At 61.3% G+C, this 7,775-nt stretch carries 3 protein-coding genes and 2 pseudogenes; 1 reads left to right on the top strand and 4 read right to left on the bottom strand.

Annotated features, from left to right (window positions below; translation table 11 throughout):
- Positions 1–8: 8 nt before the first annotated feature.
- From ACRXB1_RS24960 to ACRXB1_RS24950, 3 genes are all read right to left on the bottom strand, one after another.
- Positions 9–1,004: a DedA family protein/thiosulfate sulfurtransferase GlpE gene (locus ACRXB1_RS24960; RefSeq protein ID WP_449493556.1), complete on the bottom strand. Its 996-nt coding sequence runs from the start codon at positions 1,002–1,004 to the stop codon at positions 9–11.
- 337 nt (positions 1,005–1,341) lie between these two features.
- On the bottom strand, positions 1,342–5,049 hold the full coding sequence (locus ACRXB1_RS24955) for a DUF748 domain-containing protein (protein ID WP_449493555.1): 3,708 nt from the start codon (positions 5,047–5,049) through the stop codon (positions 1,342–1,344).
- A gap of 120 nt (positions 5,050–5,169) precedes the next feature.
- Positions 5,170–6,684: a DUF1254 domain-containing protein gene (locus ACRXB1_RS24950; protein ID WP_449493554.1), complete on the bottom strand. Its 1,515-nt coding sequence runs from the start codon at positions 6,682–6,684 to the stop codon at positions 5,170–5,172.
- Between the two features lie 333 nt (positions 6,685–7,017).
- Here ACRXB1_RS24950 and ACRXB1_RS24945 point away from each other — a divergent pair.
- Positions 7,018–7,254: pseudogene (locus ACRXB1_RS24945) on the top strand (cation transporter); the annotation flags it as partial.
- Between the two features lie 395 nt (positions 7,255–7,649).
- Here ACRXB1_RS24945 and ACRXB1_RS24940 read toward each other — a convergent pair.
- A pseudogene (locus tag ACRXB1_RS24940) lies at positions 7,650–7,772 on the bottom strand (DUF2889 domain-containing protein); the annotation flags it as partial.
- Positions 7,773–7,775 lie beyond the last annotated feature (3 nt).

Here is a 7,775-nt window from a genome sequence, read left to right as displayed (position 1 = left end):
TTCATCATTTATTGTTCGTGCCCGAACGAGGTATCGGCGGCGTGGATGCCGAAGTCGGTCAGCGGTTTGAGTTCGAGGCCGGCGAGACGCCATGCATCGAGGCCGCCGGTCAGCGGCACGACGTCCTTGAAGCCAGCGTTACGCAACGACTTCGCCATCCACGCCGCCGATACCTCGTTCGGGCACGAACAATAAATGATGATCTTCTGATCAGGCTGATAACTCTCGACGATCTTCTGGAGCTCGCGTTCATCGGCGAAAACGGAACCAGGAATCACGAACGGATCGAGCACGCGTTTCTCAGACGAGCGGATATCGAAGATTGCCGGCACCGGCTTGTTTTCCATCAGCGCATAGAGTTCATCGACTGTGATGCGCGCCGTTTCCAGCGTCTTCATCAACATCTTCCGGCGCCAGTAGCGGTACGCCACGTACCCCGCCAGCGCGATTGCCACCACGATCAGCGCTTGTCGTCCGAGTTGCGCGATCATGGCGAAGACCATGTCGAGTTGCGCCGCGAATGCCACGCCAACCAGCAATCCGACCGCCGCCCACAACGCCACGCCCACGCCGTCATGCGCAATGAACGAGCGCGTGCGCACACCCATGGCGCCGGCAAGCGGCACGGAAACCAGCGACAAACCCGGAATGAACTTCGCGACGAGCAACACGCGCACGCCCCATCGGCCGAAGAAACGTTCGGTCTTCTTCACGCATGTATCGCGCGAAAGCGACAACTTGCAGATGGTCTTGAGCGTACGATCGCCGTAGCGCCGCCCGCCCTGGAACCAGACGAGATCGCCGAGCACGCCGCCCACGACGGCAATGGCGAGCATCAACGCGAGATGCGGCAGCACTGCATGGCCGTTCGCGCCCATCATGGCGACGGAAGCACCGACCACGATCAGAGTGGGCATGGCGGGAACGGGCAGGCCGAGCGCGGCGCCCATCACGTTGAAAAACACGATAGCGGGACCATACCGGTCAGCCAGATCATGCAACAGCATGAGATTCTCCCTGCGGGTTGTGCAGCGCTGAAGTCGGTTGGGGAAATGCCAAGTGCCGGACGCCGCCTGATATTGGCTTATCCGTGCTCGCGTCTGAAACGCGAACGCTCGGCGGCATTTTTTACGGCTCTGAAACGAAGACGCGGGACGAAACTGGAACGATGTCCACGGCGGTCATGCGCGTCGCCCGGCGCCGCTGCATTAATGAGATGAGTGTAGCGCGGTTTGACGAAAATGCCATGAACCGCGCGCTTTGCCATACACCATATGACGGCGTCGTTTTTTCAGCGCATGCCTAAATAAATACGCTTCTTTGACCGCGGTCTAAAAGCGGTCATTGCAAGCCGAAATCCACTCGGGTTGGCGCGCCTTTGTCCTTGATGCCATCGGCGTTCATGTGCGGCGAGACGATGAAAATCCGCTTGCTGTCGATCTTCCCGTCAAAGTAAGCCTTCACCGCCGATGCCCGTTTTTGCGCCAGCGTGCCGAGCGCGGCTTCGTCTATGGGCGCGTTTGCTGCGAGCGCCGCTTTCATGTCGGCGTCGGGCAACGTCTTCGTCATGCCGATCATGTTGCGCGGCTTCTTGAAGTCGGCGTCCTTGTACGCCTTGGTCAGGAACTTCGTGTATTCATCGGGCGAAAGTGTGATGGTCGAAGGACTGATGTTCGGGTTGTCGTCGTTTGCATCCTTCATCTTGGCGAGCTTCACCTGGCGGTCGACGTAGGCGGCGCGCAGGCCGGGTTCATCGACGGCGGGATCGACGCGCGCCGACAGATCCATCTTGATGGACGGTTTGTCCGCCAGCGCCTTCGCGATCGTGTCGAGCTTCTCCTTGCCGGCGTCGCTGAGCGTGGACGAGCCCGGGTCGAACTCCACGTAGCCGAGTTCCTCGGCGTTCTTGCCGCCGCCAAACGCGTTTGCCAGCAGCGAGAACGGCGCAGTCACGGCGCGCTCCAGCAGGTTCACGATCGCCTTCCACACCAGCGCACCGACCGAGAACTCCGGATTGGAAAGCGAGCCGGAAATCGGGATGTTCACGTCGATTTCACCGCGCGAGTTCTTCAGCAGCGATACGGCCAGGCGAACCGGCAACTTGGTCGCGGTGGCGTTGTCGACGTGGTCGCCAAACGTGAGCTGATCGATGAAAAGATGGTTGTTCGCCGAGAGTTTGTCGTCGGCGAGCTGGTAGTGCAGGTCCACATTCAGCTTGCCTTTGGTGATCGGATAGCCCGCGTATTTGGTGGAATACGGCGAGATATTGGGCAATTCGACGTCGTGCGCGCTCGCGGTCAGGTCCAGCGCGGGTTTCGCAATCAGCGGGTTCACCGTGCCCTTGATCGATACCGGCCCGTTTGCGTTGAGTTTCGCGGCGACATCGACGGGCGCGGAGACGGTCGAATGCGTTCCGAATGCGCCGATAGTCCCCGTGATCGCAACCAGGTTCGCGGTGAAATTCGGCTTGATGAAGTTATCGGTGTAGGTCACACGGCCGTTTTGCAGCACGAGCTGGCCGAAGCGCAGATTGGGCGTGGGCGATGTCGATGCCGCTTTGGGCACAACCGGGGCGGAGGCCACTGGCGCGGGCTCGGCGGCTGCCGTTGCTGTCGTCGCTGTCGTTGCTGTCGTTGCTTTTCCGCCCGTCTTGTCCTTCACCACGATATCGCGCAAATTCAGCTTCCCTTGCGCATCAAGCAGAACGCGGCCATAAAAGTTGGCAAAGGTGACGCGCGCAGCTTCCACATCGGCGCCCTTTTCGTCGTATCGGGCGTTGAGCTTCGTCAGGCCGAGCAGGTTCCAGCCCGCGAGCGGCTGGGAACTCACCCGGTCGATCAAGCGCACGTTCGACAACGACACGTCGCCCTTGTAGCCGGCCTTCAGCGTGCGTCCTTCTCCCGAGTAAGACGCGTCGCCGTTCGCGGTGAGCAACGCGCTGGAAAGCGATGCGTTCAGCGAGCTGCCGAAATACGGCTCGAACGCCGATGCATCGAGCTGGCTTGCGTCCACATGCAGCGCCAGGCTCAGCGGCTTGATGGTCAGCGTCCCGGCTGTCGCCAGTGTGCCCTTGCCGTTCATGGTCAGCCGGCCATCCACGGCGAGCGGTTTTGTCAGGTCATCGGTGACCTGCTTCACGCTCACCTGCAGCGGCGCGATATGGAGCTTCACCGGAGTCGGCGTGGTTTCATCGGTGAAATCGGCGGTGCTGTCGTTGAGCGCGATCTGCGCGATCTGATAACGCCACGCCGGACCCGCAGCGTTGGCCTTCTCCACCTTGTGCGTGGCGCTGGCCTCCGGCGCGGTTTCGTGCGGACCGGCGAGCGCCGCGAGGTCGATGCTGCCATCCTTCAGGCGTTTTGCATCGACGGAAAGACCGTTCAGCGTCACGCTCTCCAACGCGGCGGTGCGTGCGGCTACATCGATTTTAGTGATCTTTGCCTGGGCCGAAGCCAACGCGACCGGCGCCGTGTTTGCGGTCGGAACGAGTTTCAGCGACTTGAGCGAGACGTCTCCGGCGCCGACCTGGATGGACGGCTCGGGCGTCGACCAGTCCACGTGGAGCGGCAGGTTCGCGCTGAGCGCGCCGTCCGATATCCGCGCGGCGAGCGCGTTCGCCACATAGGGTTGCAGCGGCGGCAGCGGCAAATCGGCGAGCGTGAGTTTCGCGTCGGCGTCCTTGCCGGGCAAGGTGAATCCGCCCGATGCCGCCAGCGTTCCACCGTGATCCAGCGCGGTTTTCAGCGTGTAACGCGCGGGCGGTTTGCCGAGCGTCGAGAAGTCGTCGAGCGTGACGTCCAGCGCCTTCAGACCGAGTTGCGCGGGTTGCGCCATCAGGCTGTCGTTGAAGGTGACCTGACCCTGGTCGATCGCAATATGTCTGATCGATAAATCCAGCGGTTGCGTCTCGGCCGCGGCCTTGGTTTCAGCCGCCGGAGGGTTGTTGGCCGGCGGACCGCTCAGTTTCTGGAAGTTGAAGGCGCCGGTTTTATCGCGGGACAGTTTTACGTCGGGTTGCGACAGTTTTATCTCTGACAGTTGATAAACATTGCGCAGCGGCTCCAGATTCACCGCATTCACGTGCAGCGACTGCGCGGCGAACAGCGGCGCATTCTGCTTATCCGTCACGTCGATATCTGCAATATCGGCCGTGCCCTTGATGCGTACAACAGGCGAATCGCCGGTGAGCGAGAAACTCACGTCCAGATCGGTCGACAGCTTGCCGCTCTTGACAGCCACCGGCAGCGACGCCGGCGCGTACGAAACGATTTGCGGCAAATCGAGTCCGTCGAGCTGCACCGCGACTTCCGACTCGCGCGATTCGGCGAACGGCTTGGTGCGGCCCTTGATGGACAATGGCGAGCCATCGATGCGCGCCTGCAACGACGGTGTGACGAACAACTCGGTCGTCGAAGGCAGGTTGGCGATGAACGGAATCCCGACTGACCACTGATCGATCACATGCTGCGTCTTGAGCAACCGGTCATCGAAATCGATGCGCCCGTTCGCGATCCGGATATTCGATACCGAAAACCGCGCGGGTTTATTGGACGGTTTGGCAGACGGCTTCGAAAACTTTTCGATGAGATCCGAGAAGTTGAAGCGCTGCGCGTCGTATCGGACGATATGAAAGCGCGGCGAATCGATCTTCAGTTCATTGATTACGGGCGCGAGCCGGAACAGCGATGACCACGAAGGCAATACGATCAGCCGTTCGATATCGATGAAATCGCTGCTTCTGGAATCAGCCGGGAGATTACTTTGCGCCTCGCCAATATGAACGCGGTCGGCTTCGAAGCTGAGCGTATAGGGATTGAGCGCAATCCGGCCAATCGTGGCCGGGCGATCAAGCTGAGCGGAAATCTGCTGCTCGGCGATATGACGAATTAGAGGGGGAGCCGCGAAAAACCCCAGCAGCCCGATCACGATGACAAACAGAACCAGGCCAATCGCGACCCGGCGCGTGCGGTTCGAACTCGCAACCGCATTTGCCCGATCGATCAGCCCACGGCCGGCGGATGTCAGGGAAGTCTTGTTCAGGCTTGCCATGCGGGCCTCACAGCGCGGTCACGCGTCATGAGACCGCGCGTGACCTGGGGGAAACGGAAGGCCCGAGTATACGACGCGACAGCGTCAATTTGAACCAGCGATGGTCCGTACAGCCTGCATCTATTGCCGTTCGATAGCCGGCGGCGCCCACGCCCCCGACGTCGCTTCGGGCTTGGGTGCGTACAAACGCATCATCAACTGGAAGTCGCCGTCCGGCGCGGGCAGCCAGTTCGACACACGCGCCTTGCCCGGCGACGTCGCGGAAACGACCACGTCAGTCGAGCCATCGCGATTCTTCTTCAGGCGGTCTCGGTCGCTGAGTGAAAGCCGCAAGGCTTTATCGTCGATCAGCGCGCCTTCCTTCGTGTACGCGGTCAAGGTCCAGAAGCCGCGCACCGGCGGCAACCGGTTCGGCGCGAAGTGCAGCACGTAGGTGTTTGCGCCGTTGAGCGGGTGGGCGTCGCTGTCAAGGAAAGCGACGGGCTTCACTTCGTCGTCCTTCGTGCCGCTGGCGGGCTGACGTTTGGCAAGGAACGCGCGCAAGGTGTAGTCGGTGCCGTAGTTGCCGACGGCGTCGCCGAACCAGACCCAGCCGTTGCGGCTCAGCGCGTTAGAGGGAACCGTGTCGACGCGCGCGCGGCCATCGGCGAGACCCGTTGCGAGCAAGGCCGAATCCGATGGGCGGAATTGCACCGGCTCACCCGATTTAACGCCCAATTGCGCGAGCAGGGTCACGGCGTGCGGATCGTCGGGGACGGGCGGATTGTCTTCCAGGGCCTTGGCCAGGCGCGTGAAGTACGCGGTGGCATCGAGTGACTCGGCCTTGTCGCCGCTCGGAACCACGGCCGGCGTGTTGGCCGTTACATTCGGCCAGGCGGCGCCGGCGGTGGTGGGACTGGTTTTATCGGCGGGAGGCGCTTCAATGCGCATTGCGGTCTGCAGCTTGCGCGCTTCGCGCACATCGCGCTGGCCGTTCACGCGCACGCGGATCGACAACCATGCATAACGCGTAGGCGTTTCCACGCGTGTCACGCCGTCCGGCAGCGGGCCTGTGTAGCCCTTGGTGACGAACGCAAGGATGCTGGCTTGCTCCGCGGCCATGCGCGCGGCTTTGCTGCGCTTCTTGGGAACAGGCGCGGGCACGGCGGGCGCGGCACCGATGCTCGAATAGATCACGTTGGTCCAGGTATCGAAGGCGCGAGCATCAAAGTAGCGGCCCCGTAACGTTCCGGAAGGCGTGGATTGCACGGAAGACAACGCCGGCAACGAAACCAGCACCGGTCCACTCGATACGTCCAGCCATGCCGACGATTCCAGCGTATCCACGCTCGGCCGTCCCGTCGCGCCGACTGGCGGCAACGCGGTGGTGTGCCGCAAGGTGTTCACCGCCGCCTGACCGGGCTTCGATGCGTCGCCGCCCGTCGTCTTTTCGCGCCACAGATCGGACGCCACCAGCGGATAACCGAACACATAGGCATCGGCGACCTGGTCCTTGCGCCAGCCGTCGCCGTTCGTCGCGACCGGCGCCTGCGTCGAGCACCCGCCCAGTATTGCCAGCGTGCTCAAACCGGCAATCATCCAGCGTGCCCCACGCAACGGAAACAACGGAACTGCCCAGCGTCGGTTATTTTTCATTCGAATTAGGTCTGTTTAGGCTTTTTTACTTCGTCCGACGCGCGCGCTGGCGGGTTCTTAAATTAAAGCCCCGCAAATCTGCACGCCGACGTTCAAGCTATCTTGAAAACGCGTTTTATCTTATCCAATGAGGATAGGCAAGAAGTGCGTGACGAAGCCTCGAAATAAGTCTGATGTTTCGTTAATCCAGCCATCGGTAACTACCTACATAGTGCCGGTTTTTTATTCACGCGCCGCAGCAAAAAGGGACAAACTCTCTTGAAAATACACCTTGACCTTCCAATGATTGGAATGTCGATACTGGTTTTATCGAGCTGATTCTCATGGCCCGCAATGAAACGGGAAGCTTTTATGTCTGCTGATACAAGTCAGAACATGGCTGTTGCGTCGAACACGGCTGAATTTGCTATTGGCGGGATGACCTGTGCCTCGTGCGTACGCCGCGTCGAAAAGGCGCTCGCCAAGGTGCCGGGCGTGGAAACCGTGTCCGTCAATCTCGCGACCGAGAAAGCCACGGTTCACGCCGGGCCGTCCGTTTCGCGCGACCAGTTGCTGGCCGCCGTCACGAAGGCCGGATATGAAGCTACGTTCATCGAGCCGGAAGCCGCGCCAGTGGCCGCGCCCGCTCATAGGGGCGAATTCGTCGCGGTGATCGCGTCGGCGCTGCTCACGCTGCCGCTCGTTTTGCCGATGTTGGGAGTCAATCTGAACCTTGGCGTGTGGGTATCGCTCGCGTTGGCGAGCATCGTCCAGTTCGTGCTCGGCGCGCGGTTTTACGTCGGCGGCTTCAAGGCGGTGCGCTCCGGCGAAGGCAATATGGACTTGCTGGTCGCGCTGGGGACATCGGCGGCGTGGGGTTTGAGCGTCTACGAGTTGTTTGCACATCCCGGTCAGTCGGCCCACCTCTACTTCGAGGCCGCCGCGGTCGTGATCACGCTCGTGCGCTTCCAGCCATTTGCCGAAGCGCGCGGCTTTTCATCAGTTAGGCAGGCCTCTATGTCCCACAAGCCATCGTCACGCTCAAACGCTTCCATTCGAATCGCGCGGCGATGGCGCAACTGACGGGAAACAGGCGGAGAAAGCGGCATGTG

Source organism: Caballeronia sp. M23-90, assembly GCF_053574605.1.
The sequence above is the reverse complement of the archived record's forward strand: the minus strand, read 5'-3'. Positions and strand labels throughout refer to the sequence as shown.